The organism is Kutzneria sp. NPDC052558 (assembly GCF_044547355.1).
In the GTDB taxonomy this organism is placed as follows: domain Bacteria; phylum Actinomycetota; class Actinomycetes; order Mycobacteriales; family Pseudonocardiaceae; genus Kutzneria.
The window spans coordinates 86683-103346 of record NZ_JBIUAG010000009.1 but is presented as its reverse complement, the minus strand read 5'-3'; the positions used below and the strand labels follow the sequence as shown (position 1 = coordinate 103346).

Sequence of the window (16664 nt, the reverse complement as noted above, 5' to 3'; positions counted from 1 at the left end):
TTGGCCGGTTGGCCGATTAGGGACCCTTCCAGATGGCCCCGATGGACGGGGCCATGAAGGGAAAACCCATGAGTCGCAGGGTGTTCTGCGCTGCCCTCACACTGGCGGCAGGTCTGTTAGGCGTAGTCGCGGTCGCCCCGTCGGCCCAAGCGGCCGCGTGCGGGGACCAACTGATCGGCAACGGCGGCTTCGAATCCGGGAGCACGCCGTGGACCGGGTCGACGGCGGCGATCATCGCCGGCACCACGGCCCAGCCCGCCCACGGCGGGACCCGGTTGGCCCGGCTGGACGGCACCGGCGCCACGCACACCGACACCCTGTCCCAGTCGATCACGCTGCCGTCCGGCTGCTCGTCGGCGACGCTGACCTACTGGTCGCACATCGACACCGCGGAGACCACCACCAGCACCAAGTACGACACGCTGGCGGTGCAGATCGGCTCCGACACCCTGGCCAGCTACTCCAACCTGGACAAGAACACCGGCTACGCGCAGCGCACCGTGGACGTGACGCGCTACCTCGGGCAGACGGTGACGCTGACCCTGACCGGGCGCGAGGACTCCAGCCTGGCCACCAACTTCGTGCTCGACGACTTCGCGCTGAGCACCGGCGCCGGCGCGCCGCCGGCCACCGACTCGACCCGCACGCCGATCAACCCGGCGTACACCGCGAGCCTGACCTCCAACACCGCCGGCGACACCTGGACCGGGCACCAGAGCGTGACCTTCACCAACGGCTCGCCGACCGCGCTGCCCGAGGTGTACCTGCGGCTGTGGGACAACTACCACGGCTCCTGCCCGAGCACGCCGATCACCGTCACCAACCTGACCGGCGGCACGGCCTCGGCGCTGACCGTGGGCTGCACGGCGATGAAGGTGACGCTGCCGTCGCCGCTGGCCCAGAACCAGTCCGCCACCATCGCCTTCGACCTGAGCATCGTGGTGCCCAGCGGGGCCGATCGGTTCGGCCACGACGGCGCGTACAACATGATCGGCAACGCGCTGCCGGTGCTGGCGGTGCGGGACGGGTCCGGGTGGCACCTCGACCCGTACACCAACAACGGCGAGTCGTTCTACACGGTGATCGGCGACTTCGACGTGACGCTGACCCACCCGACGAGCCTGCTCACCCCGGCCACCGGGACGTCGACCGAGACCACCAGCGGCAGCACCACGACCACGCACGCGGTGGCCACCAAGGTGCGCGACTTCGCTTGGGGCGCCGGGCCTTTCGCCAAGATCAGCACCACATCCGGCAAGGGCGTGCGGGTCAACGTCTACTCGGCGAGCGGAATCTCCACCAGCAGCGCCAACTCCATGCTGTCGCTGGCCGCCGACGCCGTCGACGTCCACTCGGGACGCTTCGGCGACTACCCCTACGGTGAGCTGGATGTCGTGCTGGACAACAACTTCTGGTTCGGCGGCATGGAGTACCCCGGCTTCGTGATGGACCTGGTGTCCACTGTGGCGCTGCCGCACGAGATCGCCCACCAGTGGTGGTACGGCATCGTCGGCGACGACGAGTACAACACTCCTTGGCTGGACGAGGGATTCACCGACTACGCCACCGATCTCTACCGTGGCGTCACGGGTTCCGGCTGCGGCATCACGTGGCAGTCCACCGCTGAGAAGCTCACCAACTCGATGGCCTACTGGGACGCGCACTCGTCGCGGTACTCCTCCGTGGTCTACACCTACGGCAAGTGCACCCTGCACGACCTGCGGCGGCTGATCGGCGACACCGCGATGACCACCCTGCTCAAGTCCTACGCCCAGTCCCACTGGTACGGCGTCTCCACCGTGGCCGAGTTCAAGGCCGCGGCCCAGGCAGCGGCCGGCTCTACCGACCTGACCTCCTTCTGGACCACCCACCGCGTCGAAGGCTGACCCGTTTTTGTGTCATGAAGGGCCCCATACTGACGTTCAACGTCAGTATGGGGCCCTTCATGACGTCAGTTCAGCCGGCCATCTGCTGGCGGATCCAGGTCGCCACGGCGTCGATGCGGGCGACGACCTCCAGGCCCGGCTGCGGGCAGGGCGGGCCGCTGTCGACGATCGCCACCAGCGTGCCGGTCATGTTGTCGGCGGAGGTGAAGAACGGGCCGCCGGAGTCGTCCGGGCACGGGCTGTTCTCCACCGTGCGCGGCACCGACGGGTCCACTTCGAGAGTGTTGGCGTTGATGCGGGCCACCGTGAACTGGCCCCGCTTGAGGTGGTCGGACGGCGCGCCGCCGGCCGCCGACAGCGACCCCCAGCCGGCGAACTGGAGGGGCAGGCCCAGCGTCGGCGGCTGGTCGGCCAACGCGATCGGCGTGATGTCGGTGATCGGCGTGTCCAGCCGGACCACCGCCAGGTCGTTGACCGGGGACTGGCGCACGTCCACCACCCGCGCCGATTCGCCGCCCGGGTCGCTGTCCTTGAGTTTTCCCACGGTCACCGTCATGTGATAGCGGGGTGCGCCGCTGACCCGATTGTTGTTGACGTCGTGAAAACAATGTCCGGCCGTCACCACCCATTCCGGCGCCACCAGCGAACCGCTGCACGCGCCGCTGCGTAATCCGCCGGCCGGGGTGGGAATGTCCGGTGAGGTGAGTTTCGCGTTGAACGGCAGGATCGGTTTCGGCTTCGGTGTTGTCGTGGTCGTCGCCACCTGGGTGTGTTCGGCGCTACCAGCGGTGATCACCGAGTTACGGGGCGCGTCGTCGTGTGCCGGCTGTGATTGCGTCGTCACGGTGTAGGTGCAGGCCGCACCGGCCCCCAGGACCGCCGCGATCGCGAGCGTTCCCAGCCGTGGTCTGCGAGAAGACGTCACGTGTATCAAGTACGGGGATTGAGCCGAAAAGGTTGTCGGTTTGGCGGAAATGGGTGCCCGGTCACGGGCGGAACTTCCCGAACGGACAGGGTTCGCTCGATCGGTGGGCGGGCGGCGCAGGGGGCATGATAGTCGGGTGACCAGCTTCAGCAGTCCGAACGTGGTCGTCGAGCGCCCGGCCGGCGACATCGCGGTGGTGCGGGTGGCGGGGGAGGTCGACATGGTCACCGCGCCCGGGCTGGAGAGCCGGGTGGTGGAGCTGCTGGGGGAGCGGCCGCGGCTGCTGGTGATCGACCTGACCGAGGTGCGGTTCTTCTCCTCGGCCGGGCTGGCCGTGCTGGCGCTGGCCCACCGCGCGGCCGACGCCCGCACCCAGCTGCGGGTCGTGGCCAACGACACGGCGGTGCTGCGGCCGCTGGAGCTGACCGGCCTGACCGAGGACCTGTCGATCCTGCCGGACCTGACCGCCGCGATCGCCGGATGAGCGGCGTGGATCCGCTCAGATGGCGCGGCCTGGCCAAGGCCGAACAGATCTCCGGCATCCGCCGGTCGGTCGAGGACTGGTGCGAGCGCGCCGGGCTGCCGGTCGACCTGGTCCAGATGGTGTCGCTCGCCGTGTACGAGGCGATGGCCAACGTCGTCGAGCACGCCTACCGCGACGACGGGCCGGGGGCACTGGAGCTGGACCTGCGGCACGAGGGCGGGGCCGTGGCGGCGATGGTGGGCGATGAGGGCCACTGGCATGTGACCACGCCGGCCGAGCAGCGGCATCGGGGCCGGGGGCTGGCGTTGATCGAGCGGCTGGCCGAGCAGGTGACGGTCATGCCGTCGCCGCAGGGCACCACCGTGCGGATGCGGTGGCCCATCGGGCCGTCGGCCCGCCTGCGGTTCCTGGAGGCGATGGCTGACACCGAGCTGGCCCGGCTGGACGCCGACGAGGTGCTGCGGGAGCTGCTGAGCCGGGTGCGCGACCTGCTGTCCGTGGACACGGCCACCGTGCTGTTGCACGACCACGCCGGCGATCACCTGGTCGCCGCCGTCGCGGTCGGCCTGGAGCGGGACGGCAGCCGGCCGGTGCGCGTGCCGCTGGCCGAGGGCTTCGCCGGCCTGGTCGCCGTCGAGCGGGTGGCGATGACCACCAGCCAGGTCGACCCGCCGTCGTTGCTGGCGAACGGGATCCGCGACCTGGCCGCCGCGCCCATGATCGCCGACGGCGCCCTGGTCGGCGTGCTGCGGGTCGGGGCCAGGGACCGCGCCTTCGGCGACGAGGACCTGGCCCTGCTCCAGATCGCCGCCGACCGGCTGGCCCTGGCCGTGCAGGCGCACGCCTCCAACGCCGAGAGCGCCGCCACCACCGCCCTGCAACGCAGCCTGCTGCCCAGCAGCCTGCCCGCGATCGCCGGGCTCGACTTCGCCGGCCGCTACGCCCCCGGCGCGGAACTCGGCGTCGGCGGCGACTGGTACGACGTTTTCCCGTTGGCCCACGGCCGTATCGGCATTGTCATCGGCGATGTCGCCGGGCACGGTTTTCCCGCCGCCGTCGTGATGGGCCGGCTGCGCAGCGCGCTTCGGGCCTATGCCCTGGACAATGACGACCCCGAGGTGGTGCTGGACAAACTCGACCGCAAGGCCAGCCATTTCGAGGCCGGGGTGATGGCCACCGTCGCCTATGCCGTCGTCGAGCCGGCCGCCGGCCGCCTGACCCTGTGCCTGGCCGGTCACCTTCGCCCCGTGCTGGCCGTTCCCGGCCTGCGCGGCGAGTTCGTCGACGCCCCCATCGACCCGCCCATCGGCTTCGCCCTGCGCGGCCGATCCCGCCGTACCCACATCGTCGACATCCCGCCCGGAGCCACCGTCTGCTTCTACACCGACGGCTTGGTGGAGCGCCGGGACCGGCCCATCGACGTCGGCCTGTCCGAGCTGCTCGACGCCGTCGCCGCCGTGCCGTCCGAGTCCGTCTGCGCCGAGCTCATGGCCGAGTTCGTCTCCGGGCAGCCCACCGCCGACGACGTGGCGCTGCTTGTCATGCACCGCACCGGATAGCTGCGATAGTGGGCGCATGACGAGTTGGCAGGACGTCGAGCGGTCCGCGCCGGAGTTCGCCGCCCGGGTCCGGGCGCTGTTCGACGCCCACAGGCACAAGACCATCGCCACCCTGCGGGCCGACGGTTCGCCGCGCATTTCCGGCATCGAGGCCGTGTTCGAGGACGGCGAGCTGGCCTTCGGCTCCATGCCTCGGGCCCGCAAGGGCGTCGACCTGCGCCGGGATCCCCGGTTCGCCCTGCACAGCGCCACCGTCGATCCGGTCGACGGCGCCGAGAAGGACTGGCCCGGCGAAGCCAAGATCGCCGGCCGCGCCATCCTGCACGAGGGCAAGGACAGCGACCGCTTCGTCGTCGACGTCACCGAGGTGGTCCACACCCACCTCAACGAGGCCGCCACCCTGCTCGTGGTCGAATGGTGGACGCCCTCTGCGGGCTTCCGCCGTGTCGAACGCGAGTGACAGACCCCTGACGGCCTGGCTCGCTATGCTGCTCCGGAACTGGTGTTCCACTCTCGGGAGGCGTTGTGGCGGTTGGACTGCCGGCCGATGTGCACGATCTGCTGGATTCGCCCGAGGTGGCCACTTTGGCCACCATCGAGCCCACCGGCCAGCCCCAGCTCTCCGTGGTGTGGGTCAAACGCGACGGCGACGAGGTTCTCGTCTCCACCGTCCGTGGCCGCCGCAAGGCGTCCAACCTGGAACGTGACCAGCGGGCGACGCTCCTGGTGCACGCCAAGGAGAATCCGTACCGCTATGTCGAGATCCGGGGCACCGTCACCCTGGTCGACGATCCCGGCGGCTCCCTCATCGACGAGCTGTCCCACCAGTACAAGGGCTCCGGCTGGACTTTCGATGCGCCCGGGACCGAACGGGTGATCATCCGCCTCACCCCCACGAAGGTCGTCGTGCACTAACGCCTTCGCATGTTCAGCAGTTCCGCGTCCGTCAACGCCGGCGCCGGCAGCGCTGAGGGTTTGTCCCGGTCCTGCGCCAGTCCGTCCAGGATGAATCCCAGCGCTCTCCGGTAGAGCTGCGGGCTCTCCGCCCCGCCGAAGGCGATCGTCGCCTGCACTCCCAGCGACAGCACCATCATGTCGCTGGCCTGGAAGTCCCTGCGGAGCACCCCCGCCCGCTTCGCCCTCCTGACCAGCTTGATCATGTGGACGCCCATCGTCTTGTGGTTGTCCTCCAACAGCTCCGCCAGCCTCGTCGGCGGTGTTCCCCGGGCCCATCCCAGCGATTCCGTGTACCCGCCCGTGATCAGCTCCCGCATGCCCCGATCGTTGGCCAGCTCCAACGTCGACTGCTCGAAGTACTGCACGAAGCCCGCCCAGACGTCGGCCGCCTTGCTCGCCGCCTCCGCCATCTTCTCCCCGGCGTGGATGCGGTCGACGTAGACGTCGTAGATCAGGTCGTCCTTGTTCGCGAACCGCCGATACACCGTGCCCACGCCCACCCCCGCGTGCTTGGCGATGTCCGCCAGCGTCGCCCCCAGCCCCCTGGCCGCGAACACCTCCGCCGCCGCCGCGAGCACCCGCTCCAGATTCCCCCGCGCGTCGCTCCGCAACTGCCCCTGATCCGCCATACCACCAGGCTATCCGATGCCCCCGCCCACCCCCTCCCGCCGCGCCGGAATCCCTCTTCCGCTTCCCGCTCGCGAGCATCCGTCGCCATGGCGGAGGGACGAAGGGGCAACAGCGGAGGAACAACCGGGAAGGCGATGGAGGGTCGATGGCAGGCAAACCAGAAGCATCGCCCCAAGCCAGCCCATGAACACGCCCCACGACATCCGACCGACATACACAGCACCAGCCCGCCAAACAACGCGACTGACACCCCTCCCCAGCCACCCCCCAACCGCCACCGGACCATCAAACGCCACCAGCCAACCCAGCCACCCACCTAGCGTGACCACCAGACGCCACCACCCAACCCGCCAAACAACGCGACTGACCCCTTCCCCGGCCACCCCCAACCGCCACCGGACCATCAAACGCAACCAGCCAACCCAGCCACCCACCTAGCCGGACCACCAGACGCCACCACCCAACCCGCCAAACAACGCAACTGACACCCCTCCCCAACCGCCACCAAACCGCCGCCCAACCACCAAACGCCACCACCCAACCCACCAAACAACGCGACCGACACCCCACCCAGCCACCCCCCCAACCGCCACCGAACCACCAAACGCCACCACCCAACCCAGCCACCCACCTAGGGTGACCACGGTCTCGGGTGGCAAGGCTGCGACGGCCCCTGCAATCTCTGACACAGATCCGGCCGTCGTAGCCGCGGCAGCGGCGTCCCCAACCCACCAATCTTCACAGCAACACGTCTGCGCCCCGCCGCCCCCACATCAAACCCCCACCCCACGTCAGAACGGCGGCTCCTCCACCGGCTCCGGCCGCGTCACATACCTCTGCCCCCACCGAGTATCAATCGTCGTCGTCCCATCATCGGCGATGCCGATCTTCGCGTCAGTGGCGTGCTTGTACCGATGATGCCGCCGATCCAACGGCCCCAGATTCGTCCCCGTGCTCTTCCCCTCCGGCCACGCCACCGCATGATCGATATCGCACGACCTAGACGGATGCGAACAACACGGCATCACACACGTCCGATGCCGGGCACGGATGAACCGATCCACCTCCGCCGTCGGCCGATAGACCCCCGGGCTGTACTCCACCAACCGACCAGCCTCATCAGTCAACAACCGGTGAAACACCGTCCCCGGCTCCGCCATCAAATCCCGCACCACCTCCGCCGGAATCACCTGCCCGGTATCCAACTGCCCCGGCCGCTCATCGACACCGAGTAGCGCCGTGATCGGCACCGTGACCTGGATCAACGTCTTCGACCCGGCGCTCTTGGGCTCCTGCAACACCAACGACGCCAACACATCCGCCCGCACCGCGTCCATCGACCGGCCGTTCTTCGCCTCCCGACGGGCCAAGTGGTCGATCTTGGCGTACATCGCCCTGGCGACCTCCACCGGCAGCTCCGACTTCAACACCGCCATACCATCCTCAGTGTCATACACCACGACATCGCGCCCCCGACGCCGCTGCGCACACCGCCGGGCAAACCCAGTCGGATCCGCCCGCTGCAACCGGCCCTGCACCGACCGGCGAAGCTGCTGACAACACCGCCCCTCCGCCGTCTCCAACGTCCGCGCAACAGCCTTCTGAGCGACCTCAAGACTGTAATGCTCAGTGGGATCAACCAGACCATGAGCGGACCACTCACTGATCACCCCAGCCTCCATCGCATCCAGCACCCCAGGAAAGTCCCTGGCCACAAGGGTCGCGAAGTCGACGAGGCTGGAAGCGTTGGTGAACGACAGTTGCAGAGCCATGGCGATGTCATGGACGGCCCACTCGTCGACGTTGAGCTCGGAGATCAACCGCAACCGCTCGGCCTGGAGGCGACGAATGATCCGTTCCAGTTCGATCAAACGAGCGAGTTTCTCTTCCACACCAGCGATTCTACCCGCCCCGCAAGATCGAACTCGAACCACGAATGGGTGAAACCCACTGGGGCACAAGGGAAGGAGAGAGTTCTTAGGGCTGTCACAAGAATGCCGAGAAGGATGGCGGCCATGACGACGCAACGGATACCGCGCACGGCGGTGGCGCGGCCCAGGGTGAGCTTCACCTGGGCGGATGTGTTCGGACCGCTGGCGATCGGCACGGTGGTCGTGGCGGTGTTCATCTGGCTGTACCAGGAGGGTCTGGCCAGTCTGACCACAGTGGACACTGGCCTGGGCTCGCTGGCCTCATTGACGGGAGTGGTGGCGTCGGACCTGATGCTGCTGCAAGTGGTGATGCTGGCCCGAATCCCGCAGGTGGAACTGGCCTGGGGCCACGACCTGCTGGCCCGACGGCACAAGCTGCTGGCCTACTGGTCGTTCTGGCTGATGATGGCGCACATCCTGCTGTTCACGGCCCAGCGCCTCGGCCGCGTGGGCGGCTGGGACGGCGCGGTGATGTACGAGCTCTACATCCACGAGTCCTGGCTGCTGGCGGCGACGGTGGGCACGATCATGCTGATCGGCGTGGTGATCACGTCGATCCGGGCGGCCCGGCGCAAGCTGCGCTACGAGTCCTGGCATCTGCTGCACCTGTACTCGTACCTGGGATTGGCCCTGGCCCTGCCGCACCAGATCGTGGACGGGGCGGACTTCCACCGCACCTGGGTGATCGTCTACTGGTGGACGCTGTACGCGGTGGGCCTGGCGCTGATCATCTGGTGCCGGATCGGAATCCCTTGGCGGCGCTCGACAAAGCACCAGATCCGGGTGGCGGGCGTGACGCACGAGGCCCCAGGAGTGGTCTCGGTGCACATGCGGGGCAGGGATCTCACGAAGCTGCGCACGCGATCGGGGCAGTTCTTCATCTGGCGCTTCAAGGACGGTCCAGGATGGACGCGGGGAACCCCGTACACGATATCGGCCGCGCCGGATGACCGGAACCTGAGAGTGACGATCCGCGAAGCGGGGCCGAAAACGGCCAGGGCAAAGCATCTCAAGCCCGGCACGAAGGTCTACATCGAAGGTCCATACGGGACGATGACCGAGCAGCGCCGCACCCACCCGAGGATGCTGATGATGGCGGCGGGCGTGGGCATCACGCCGATCCGGGCGCTGCTGGAGGACACCCGCTACGCGCCGGGCGAGGCGGTGCTGCTCTACCGCTACACCGATCACCACGACGCGGTGCTGGCCGGGGAGATCGACGAGCTGGCCCGCATGCGCGGGGTCGAGGTCCGGCACCTGGTGGGCCCGCGCCGGCACGACGGCAGCTGGATTCCCACCGCGACAAGGCTTTCCGACGCGGACGCGCTCAAGCAGCTGGTCCCGGACGTCGCCGACTGCGACATCTTCGTCTGCGGCCCGACGCCGTGGATGAAGTCGGTGGAACGGGCCGCGACCGCCGCCGGCGCCAGCCGCAAGCAGATCCACACCGAAGACTTCGCCTGGTGAAAGGGAAAACCATGAAGAAGATCACCGTCTGGCTGACGGCCACGGCCGCCGCGATCGCCCTGGTCATCGGCTACCAGCTCAACGTGGCCGGGGTCGGCGGCAAGGAGGGGGACGGCGGCGACCCCCCGGCGGCCGCGACCGCGCCGGCCGACCCCTCGGCAACCGGAACGGCGACCGGAACCCCGGCCCCGACCAGCACCGCCAAGTCCGATTCGGACGGTGCGAACACCGACCATACCGGCAAACCCGGCGAGAACAAGTAGCCTGTGGGCATGGTGTCCCGCACCCCGCCGGACGTCCTGGTCGTCGACGACGACCGGGGCGTCCGCGAGGCGTTGCGCCGAGGGCTGGCGCTGGAGAACTTCACGGTGCGCGAGGCGGCCGATGGGGCCGCCGCGTGCGCGGAGATCGCGGCCCGGCCGCCGGCGGTCGTGGTGCTCGACGTGGCGATGCCGGGCATGAGCGGCATCGAGGTGATGCGCCGGCTGCGGGCCGAGGGCTGGACCCTGCCGGTGTGCATGCTGTCGGCCCGGGACGAGGTGGACGACCGGGTCGCGGGCCTGGCCGCCGGGGCGGACGACTACGTGGTCAAGCCGTTCTCGGTGGCCGAGCTGGCGGCCCGGCTGCACGCCATGGTCCGCCTGCACGAGCGCCGTGACGACGCGGTGGTCACGGTCGGCGAGCTCGTCGTTGACCCGGCCCGCCGGCTGGCCACCCGCGACGGCCGGGACCTGGAATTGACGGCGCGGGAGTTCGACCTGCTGCTGGTGCTGGCCCGGCACGCCGGCCAGGTGCTGAGCCGGGTGCAGCTGCTGGAGCGGGTGTGGGGCTACACGTGGGAGGTGGACACCAACGTGGTGGACGTTTTTGTCGGGTACCTGCGCCGAAAACTGGAGGCCGGCGGCCTTCGCCGGCTGCTGCACACGGTTCGGGGCGTCGGCTTCGTGCTGAAGCCGTGAAGCTGCGAACGCAGCTGGCCCTGGGGGTGGCGCTGGTCGCGCTGGTGGTCATCGGCCTGGCCGGGTTGGTGATCGCGCTGCGGATCCAGCAGCAGGACCTGACCCAGGTCGACCAGGACCTGTCGACGCGGGTGGCCAAGGTCGGGGTGGACGCCTGCAAGGCCGGCAGCGAGGACCGGTCGAAGCTGGCCGCCGGCAGCCAGACGCTGGTGCGGGTGCTGTCCAACGGCTCGGTGATCGCCTGGTACGGTGACGTCCCGAGCGGCACGATTCCCGCGCCCACGCTCGGTTTCAGCACCGTGCCCATCGGCGAGGACTGGTGGCGCTCCTACGCCGAGAACGTGCCGTGCGGACAGGTGCAGGTCCTGGAGAGCCTGGCGCCGGTGGACGAACGGCTGGCCGCCAACGCCCAGGTGATCGCCGGGGTGGCCGGGGTTGCGATGGTGTTGGTGTGCCTCGGGGTTTGGCTGGTCGCCGGGCTCGTTCTCTCGCCCCTGCAACGACTTCGGGCCGGGGCCGCGCGCATCCGCACCGGGCACGACCTGGAGCACCGTCTGCCGCCCGTCCGCCGGCCGCAGGAGGTCGCCGAGCTGTCGGCGACCCTGAACGAGATGCTGGACGGGTTGCGCACCAGCATGCTGGCCACCCGCCGGTTCACCGCCGACGCCGGGCATGAGCTGCGAACTCCGTTGGCCAGCCTGGGAATCGACCTGGAGAGCCTGCGGCGCAATCCCGACCTGTCGGCGGAGCAGCGGGCCGCCATGCTGGCCGCGATGACCCGGGAACACTCGAGGGTCGTGGAACTGTTGGAGGGCCTGCAAACCCTGGCCCGTGGCGACGCCGGCGCGCTGCCCACCCGCGTCCCGGTGGACCTGGGCGAGCTTGTCGGCAACTGTGTCACACAGGCCCGGCGACGGCATCCCGCCACGGATTTCCACCTCAGCGCCACCCCAGGGCCGATGGTCGACGGCTGGCCCGAGGGGCTGCGGCTGGCGGTCGACAACCTGCTCGACAACGCGGCCGTGCATGGCGCGCTCAGGGTCGACGTCACCCTCACTGCGAACACCATTTCCGTGTCAGACAACGGTCCTGGCATCCCGGCCGAGCTCCGTGACGACATGAAACGGCGGTTCGTGCGGGGGCCCGAGACCAGGGCCGTCGGCTCCGGTCTCGGGCTCGCGCTGGTGGATCAGCAGGCTTGCCTGCACGGCGGCGTGTTCACGCTCGACCGGTCGGACGCCGGTGGCCTGAAGGCCACGATCACCCTGTCTACAGCTGGGGAATGATGTAGGCGCAGGCGTTCTTGGCCGCCGCCCACGCGTCGTCGGCGACGCCCGGCGGCTTGGTCGGGCCGCCGCCGGGGAACTGCGGCCCGGTCGGCCGGGGTGCGTTCGGGTCGGGCGGCGGGATGCTCGGCACGCCGGACGGCACCGGCATGCCCTGCTTCTGGAGACAGGAAATGTAGTCGGCGTAGGCGTCCTTGCCGTCCACCCGGGCAGGCGGCGCAGAAGGCGCCGAGCCGCACGCGGCGGCGAACAGCGCCATTCCGGATATCGTCACCACGATTGCTCGCATGGGCCCAGTGTGGTGGCGGTTCTTGTGACAATCCTAAGACCTAAGAGGACGGATAGCGCACGCCGGTCAGCCCCGGCACGATCACCTTGGCCGGATCCCAGTCGGCCTCGGCCAGCGCCGCGACGGCTAGGTCGACGACCGCGCCGGACAGCAGCTGGCGGGGATCCTCCAGCACCACGCGCAGCCGGGTGACCAGGGAGTGCATGTCCTCGGGCGAGTGCACCACGGGCATCTCGCTGACCTCGGTGACGGCCGGGTCGCTGACGTCGGGGAACCGGACGCCCTCGGGGGAGTAGCGCGGGTAGCCGGCGAACATGAGCTCGCCGAGTTCCACAGTGGCCCGGGTGCTGCACCAGATGGCCCGCAGCTCGTGCTCCAGGGCGGCCACCTCGGACAGGTCGCCGTCGCGCGGGGTGGCGAACACCGGCGCGTGCGGCGCGATGTACATGCGCTCCAACGGAAGTTGGTGCCCGGAGGTGCCGAGGACCATGGTGGCCACGCTGCTGGTGTTCCAGGTGACGCCGGCAGTGGTGCGGCCCTGCCGGCCGGCGATCAGCACCATGGTCCGCGACCAGTCGAGGTTCTGGGACCGCAGCCAGCGGCCGATCCGGAAGCTGATGTCCATGCCGGCCAGGAAGAACGTCGCGACCATCATGTGGTTGATCGGCACCGGGCCGCCGTCGAGGTAGTCGTCGCGCAGCGTCTCGGCGGTGAGGTACTCCTCGTCGGCCAGCGCCTTCTCCAGGTAGCGGGCGGTCGCCACGCAGGTGTAGTCGATCATGTCGGCGATCTCGTGCTCCCGCCCGCGAAACGCCTCGACCTGGATCAGGTCGCGCCACAGCTCGGCGCTGTTGGCGGTGCGGGACCGGCTCACCTCGGCCAGCAGCCGCTCGGCGTCGGGACGCCACACGTCGTCGCCGAGGCGGGTCCGCAGGTGCACAAGGCTGGCCACCGCCGGGCCGAGATGGGACACGCCGGTCAGTTCCTTGAAACCCTTGGGCGACAGGCGATATCCCTCGACCACGGGCGGCCGGCCGCCGCCGGGATAGAGTGCGAAGTCGGCGCCGGTGGCCACTAGCAGCGGGGCGTCCCTGGTGTGCTCGGCATACGAACGCCCCAGGTGCCGGCCGATGGCTTCGGCGTCCCGGGTGTAGGTCGTGAACAACTTGACCAGCTGCGGATCCTCATACATGTCAACGGCTCTCGAGTCGGTAGATCACTGTCTCGGCCGCGAAGCGGACGTCGGCGGTCAGCGAGTTCGACACCGCGACCAGCGGTCCGTCCACATCGGGCAACACCGCGGCGTCGGTGCCGCCGGTGGTCGGGAACTCGGCGACGACCACGAGTTTGCCGTTCTGCCACTGGTAGAGCTGCGAGTTCAGGGCCGTGGTCGGCTCGGTCCGCGGTCCCTGGATGAAGTTGACCCGCAGGATGTGCGGGAAGTGCACGGCGAACTCCCGGGCGCCCAGCCCGTCGAGGACGTCGTGTTCGACGAACCGGTCGCCGTCCCAGCGCAGCAGCCGCGACGGGCTCTCGATGCAGGCGACCAGCAGGTAGTCCTCGTCGTCGGCGTGGAAGGTGGCGAAGGCGCGGCCGTGCCGGTCGGCGAGGTCCTGGTGCGGCACGAACTTGGCGCCGTCCCAGCGGTAGAGGCGAGAGGGGTCGACGTGGTCGGCGTGGGCCAGGAAGTCGTGGCCGCCGACCGAGAAGTGGTGCCAGTTGTACGCCCACTGCGAGGGAATCTCCTGGAACGGCACAAAGGCATCACCGTCCCACTCGAAGATCACCGAGGGCCGGTTGCGGTCGACGGTGGCCGGCGTGGCCACCCCCTGGGCCAACGCGAGGAAGTGCCGCCCGTCCTGGATGAAGTGCCGCCACTGCTTGGCCGCGAAGGTGGAAACCCGTTGGAACGGAACGAAAGCCGATCCGTCCCATTCGTACACGATGGACTCGGTCTCGTACTCGTACGGTCCCTGCCCGTGGCGAATGCTGGCGGTGGCCAGGAAGGCCCGGTCGCCGACGCGGAAGAACTCGGCGTCCTCGCCGCCCGGGGCCGGCACCCGCTGGAACGGCTCGTAGCCGTCGGCGTTTCGGCGCAGGATCAGCAGATCGGTGTCGCTGTCGCCGCCGTTCATGCTCGGCTCCCGGCCCGGCACGTCGTAGGCCAGCTGCGGAATCGCCAGCAGGGACAGGCCATCCACGTCGAACGGCTCCACGGCCCGTGCGCCGGAGGTGGGGATCCGGGACCACTCGGTGAGGCGGGCTGCGCACATGCGCTCCAGTACAGACCTCCGCTCCGGCCGCCGGCAAGTTAGCCGACGTAACGAAGGTCAACGCTGAGCGTAAATCACCGTGACGGCTGTCCGCCGGGTAGCTCAGCGGCGACGGCCCGTACGGCGGAGATCACCGCGGCCAGTCGGGGGGACAGGTGCTCGCCGTCGCGAGCCACGAGAACGTTGTGCCGCACGGTGTCCAGGCCGGTGATGCGCAGCCGGGAGACCTGGCCCTCGCCCGCGGCCGGGGTCAGCTCGGGGGCGACGGTGACGCCCCAGCCCATGCTGACCAGGCCGAGGGCGGTGCCCACGTCGTCGACCGTCGCGGCGACGCGGGGCTGGAAGCCGGCGATGGCGCACATGCTGGACACGAGCCGGCCCAGCGCGCTGTCCGGGATCATCACCCACGAGGCGTCGCGCAGCTGGTCCATGGTGCAGCTGACCGCGTCGGCCAGCGGGTGGCCGCTGGACACGCACAGCCGCAGCGGGTCGTGGCCGAGCACCCACTCGCGCAGCCCGGCGGCCGTCCGCCCGTGCGAGTCGCCGTACCGGGAGATGATGACCATGTCGAGCTGGTCGCGCCGGACCGACTCGGGGCCGGCCTCGTCGGTGGTGCTGGCCAGCCGCATCTCGATCTCGGGGAAGCGTCGCCGCACGTCGGTCAGCGCGCGGCTCATGATCTTGGGGCCTTCCCGGAACGGGACGCCGATCCGCAGCAGCCCGGCGACCTCGGTGTCGGCCCCGGCCAGCGTCGCCTCGGCGGCACGCATCTCGACCAGGATGCGCTCGGCGTGATCCACCAGCACCCGGCCCATGGGCGTCAGGGTGACGCGGTTGCCGGCCCGGTTGACCAGCGCCGTGCCGGCCTCCGCCTCCAGGGCGGTGAGCTGCTGGGACACCGCCGACCTGGTGTATTGCAGCGCGCGGCCGGCCGCGGCGATCGAGCCCTCGGCGGCGACGGCCCGCAGCATGATGAGTTTCCGGACGTCGAGCACGCGTCACATCCTCTTACGCTGGATGCGTCCGATAGTAACGTCAATTTACTTGAGGGCACCAGTCCGGTCTCGCTGTACTCGCTCCGGGGCGTCGACTTCCCGAAGGAGCAGACCGTGAGGCCAGCCTTCGCGCACACGCTGCCGATGCGTGCCGCCGAGACCAACACCAAGCCGTCGTTCGCCATGCCGGCCGGCAGCTGCGACACGCATTTCCACGTGTTCGAGCGCGGCTACCCGCACATTCCCGAGCCCCTCTACACCTTCCCCGACGCCACGCTGGGGCAGTACCGGCTCGTGCTCGACTGGCTGGGCATCGAACGGGCGGTGCTGGTGCAGCCCACCTACTACGGCACCGACAACCGGCTGCTGTTGGACGTGCTCGAGGCCGAGCCGAAGCGGTTGCGGGCCGTGGCGCAGGTCGAGGACGACATCACCGACGAGGAGCTGGACGAGTTCCACGAGGCCGGCGTGCGGGCCATCCGGCTGGACCTGTTCGCCCGCGCCGACTGGTCGGTCGGGGACCTGATCTCCTACATCTGCGCCGTCGCCGCCCGCACCCGGCCGCGCGGCTGGCATCTCCAGTTCTACAGTCCCGGCACCGTCGTCCGGTCGCTGCTGCCGTTCCTGGCCAGTTTCGAGGACGTCTTCGTGATCGACCACATGGGCTACATGAAGGAGTCCGACGGCCTGACCCGCTTCGACTTCGACCGCCTGCTGACCGTCATGGACGGCGGCCGCTGCTACATCAAGCTGTCCGGGCCGTACCGGGTCGCCGGCGACAAACCGCTGTCCAGCATCGCCTCCCTGGGCCGGGCCCTGGTCGCCGCGCGGCCCGACCGGCTGATTTGGGGCTCCGACTGGCCGCACCTGCCCAACGGCCAGCGGGACACCGGCGAACTACTCGACCTGCTGGCCGACTGGGCCCCCGCCGAGGCCACCCGCCGCCAGATCCTGGTCGACAACCCGGCCCGCCTCTTCTTCGCCGACTGACCGCCCCGCCCACGCGTCCCACCTCCCACCCCC

The 16664-nt window shown here is 69.6% G+C and carries 17 protein-coding genes; 10 read left to right on the top strand and 7 right to left on the bottom strand.

Features of this window, described 5'->3' with window-relative positions; translation table 11 throughout:
- Positions 1-68 precede the first annotated feature (68 nt).
- Positions 69-1886: a M1 family aminopeptidase gene (locus ACIG5F_RS18365; protein WP_396518908.1), complete on the top strand. Its 1818-nt coding sequence runs from the start codon at positions 69-71 to the stop codon at positions 1884-1886.
- Between the two features lie 70 nt (positions 1887-1956).
- On the opposite strand, the gene ACIG5F_RS18360 is transcribed toward ACIG5F_RS18365, so the two are convergent.
- Positions 1957-2682, bottom strand: coding sequence for a S1 family peptidase (locus tag ACIG5F_RS18360; protein ID WP_396518907.1), 726 nt, complete (start codon positions 2680-2682; stop codon positions 1957-1959).
- Between the two features lie 265 nt (positions 2683-2947).
- Between ACIG5F_RS18360 and ACIG5F_RS18355 the strand changes: the two genes are divergently transcribed.
- From ACIG5F_RS18355 to ACIG5F_RS18340, 4 genes are all read left to right on the top strand, one after another.
- Positions 2948-3295, top strand: a complete 348-nt coding sequence (locus ACIG5F_RS18355; RefSeq protein ID WP_396518906.1) for an STAS domain-containing protein — start codon at positions 2948-2950, stop codon at positions 3293-3295.
- Between the two features lie 5 nt (positions 3296-3300).
- Positions 3301-4854, top strand: coding sequence for a SpoIIE family protein phosphatase (locus tag ACIG5F_RS18350; protein ID WP_396518905.1), 1554 nt, complete (start codon positions 3301-3303; stop codon positions 4852-4854).
- A 16-nt stretch (positions 4855-4870) separates the two neighbouring features.
- Positions 4871-5314, top strand: a complete 444-nt coding sequence (locus ACIG5F_RS18345) for a pyridoxamine 5'-phosphate oxidase family protein (protein WP_396518904.1) — start codon at positions 4871-4873, stop codon at positions 5312-5314.
- Positions 5315-5379: 65 nt separating this feature from the next.
- A complete protein-coding gene (locus tag ACIG5F_RS18340) occupies positions 5380-5769 on the top strand; it encodes a PPOX class F420-dependent oxidoreductase (RefSeq protein WP_396518903.1) in 390 nt (129 codons plus the stop codon).
- Here ACIG5F_RS18340 and ACIG5F_RS18335 read toward each other — a convergent pair.
- Both ACIG5F_RS18335 and ACIG5F_RS18330 read right to left on the bottom strand, forming a co-directional pair.
- Entirely contained in the window at positions 5766-6440 is a 675-nt protein-coding gene (locus ACIG5F_RS18335) for a TetR/AcrR family transcriptional regulator (protein ID WP_396518902.1), read from the bottom strand. The genes ACIG5F_RS18340 and ACIG5F_RS18335 overlap by 4 nt on opposite strands.
- A gap of 792 nt (positions 6441-7232) precedes the next feature.
- Entirely contained in the window at positions 7233-8333 is a 1101-nt protein-coding gene (locus tag ACIG5F_RS18330; RefSeq protein WP_396518901.1) for a DUF222 domain-containing protein, read from the bottom strand.
- Positions 8334-8456: 123 nt separating this feature from the next.
- Between ACIG5F_RS18330 and ACIG5F_RS18325 the strand changes: the two genes are divergently transcribed.
- The 4 genes from ACIG5F_RS18325 to ACIG5F_RS18310 are packed head-to-tail and all read left to right on the top strand — an operon-like array spanning position 8457 to position 12084.
- The gene (locus ACIG5F_RS18325; RefSeq protein WP_396518900.1) at positions 8457-9839 is read left to right on the top strand and encodes a ferric reductase-like transmembrane domain-containing protein; all 1383 of its coding nucleotides are present in this window, start codon (positions 8457-8459) and stop codon (positions 9837-9839) included.
- Positions 9840-9850: 11 nt separating this feature from the next.
- Positions 9851-10102: a hypothetical protein gene (locus tag ACIG5F_RS18320; RefSeq protein WP_396518899.1), complete on the top strand. Its 252-nt coding sequence runs from the start codon at positions 9851-9853 to the stop codon at positions 10100-10102.
- 9 nt (positions 10103-10111) lie between these two features.
- On the top strand, positions 10112-10798 hold the full coding sequence (locus tag ACIG5F_RS18315; protein ID WP_396518898.1) for a response regulator transcription factor: 687 nt from the start codon (positions 10112-10114) through the stop codon (positions 10796-10798).
- Positions 10795-12084 carry an ATP-binding protein gene (locus ACIG5F_RS18310; protein ID WP_396518897.1) on the top strand — a complete coding sequence of 430 codons (1290 nt, stop codon included), beginning with the start codon at positions 10795-10797 and terminating at the stop codon, positions 12082-12084. The genes ACIG5F_RS18315 and ACIG5F_RS18310 overlap by 4 nt, the downstream gene beginning before the upstream one ends.
- Here the strand turns inward: ACIG5F_RS18310 and ACIG5F_RS18305 are convergent.
- The 4 genes from ACIG5F_RS18305 to ACIG5F_RS18290 all read right to left on the bottom strand — a co-directional run bounded on the left by ACIG5F_RS18305 (position 12068) and on the right by ACIG5F_RS18290 (position 15641).
- The gene (locus ACIG5F_RS18305; protein WP_396518896.1) at positions 12068-12373 is read right to left on the bottom strand and encodes a hypothetical protein; all 306 of its coding nucleotides are present in this window, start codon (positions 12371-12373) and stop codon (positions 12068-12070) included. The genes ACIG5F_RS18310 and ACIG5F_RS18305 overlap by 17 nt on opposite strands.
- Positions 12374-12413: 40 nt before the next feature.
- Complete coding sequence (locus ACIG5F_RS18300) at positions 12414-13565, bottom strand: DUF5624 domain-containing protein (RefSeq protein WP_396518895.1); 1152 nt, start codon at positions 13563-13565, stop codon at positions 12414-12416.
- Between the two features lies 1 nt (position 13566).
- A complete protein-coding gene (locus ACIG5F_RS18295; protein ID WP_396518894.1) occupies positions 13567-14646 on the bottom strand; it encodes a hypothetical protein in 1080 nt (359 codons plus the stop codon).
- A gap of 74 nt (positions 14647-14720) precedes the next feature.
- Complete coding sequence (locus ACIG5F_RS18290; protein ID WP_396518893.1) at positions 14721-15641, bottom strand: LysR family transcriptional regulator; 921 nt, start codon at positions 15639-15641, stop codon at positions 14721-14723.
- A 114-nt stretch (positions 15642-15755) separates the two neighbouring features.
- Here ACIG5F_RS18290 and ACIG5F_RS18285 point away from each other — a divergent pair, with 114 nt between their 5' ends.
- Entirely contained in the window at positions 15756-16631 is an 876-nt protein-coding gene (locus tag ACIG5F_RS18285; RefSeq protein ID WP_396518892.1) for an amidohydrolase family protein, read from the top strand.
- The last annotated feature ends 33 nt before the right edge of the window (positions 16632-16664 follow it).

Coding starts and splice junctions, on each gene's coding strand:
- ACIG5F_RS18365 (WP_396518908.1), top strand. CDS start 69: ATGAGTCGCAGGGTGTTCTGCGCTGCCCTCACACTGGCGGCAGGTCTG.
- ACIG5F_RS18345 (WP_396518904.1), top strand. CDS start 4,871: ATGACGAGTTGGCAGGACGTCGAGCGGTCCGCGCCGGAGTTCGCCGCC.
- ACIG5F_RS18335 (WP_396518902.1), bottom strand. CDS start 6,440: ATGGCGGATCAGGGGCAGTTGCGGAGCGACGCGCGGGGGAATCTGGAG.
- ACIG5F_RS18325 (WP_396518900.1), top strand. CDS start 8,457: ATGACGACGCAACGGATACCGCGCACGGCGGTGGCGCGGCCCAGGGTG.
- ACIG5F_RS18320 (WP_396518899.1), top strand. CDS start 9,851: ATGAAGAAGATCACCGTCTGGCTGACGGCCACGGCCGCCGCGATCGCC.
- ACIG5F_RS18315 (WP_396518898.1), top strand. CDS start 10,112: ATGGTGTCCCGCACCCCGCCGGACGTCCTGGTCGTCGACGACGACCGG.
- ACIG5F_RS18305 (WP_396518896.1), bottom strand. CDS start 12,373: ATGCGAGCAATCGTGGTGACGATATCCGGAATGGCGCTGTTCGCCGCC.
- ACIG5F_RS18300 (WP_396518895.1), bottom strand. CDS start 13,565: ATGTATGAGGATCCGCAGCTGGTCAAGTTGTTCACGACCTACACCCGG.
- ACIG5F_RS18295 (WP_396518894.1), bottom strand. CDS start 14,646: ATGTGCGCAGCCCGCCTCACCGAGTGGTCCCGGATCCCCACCTCCGGC.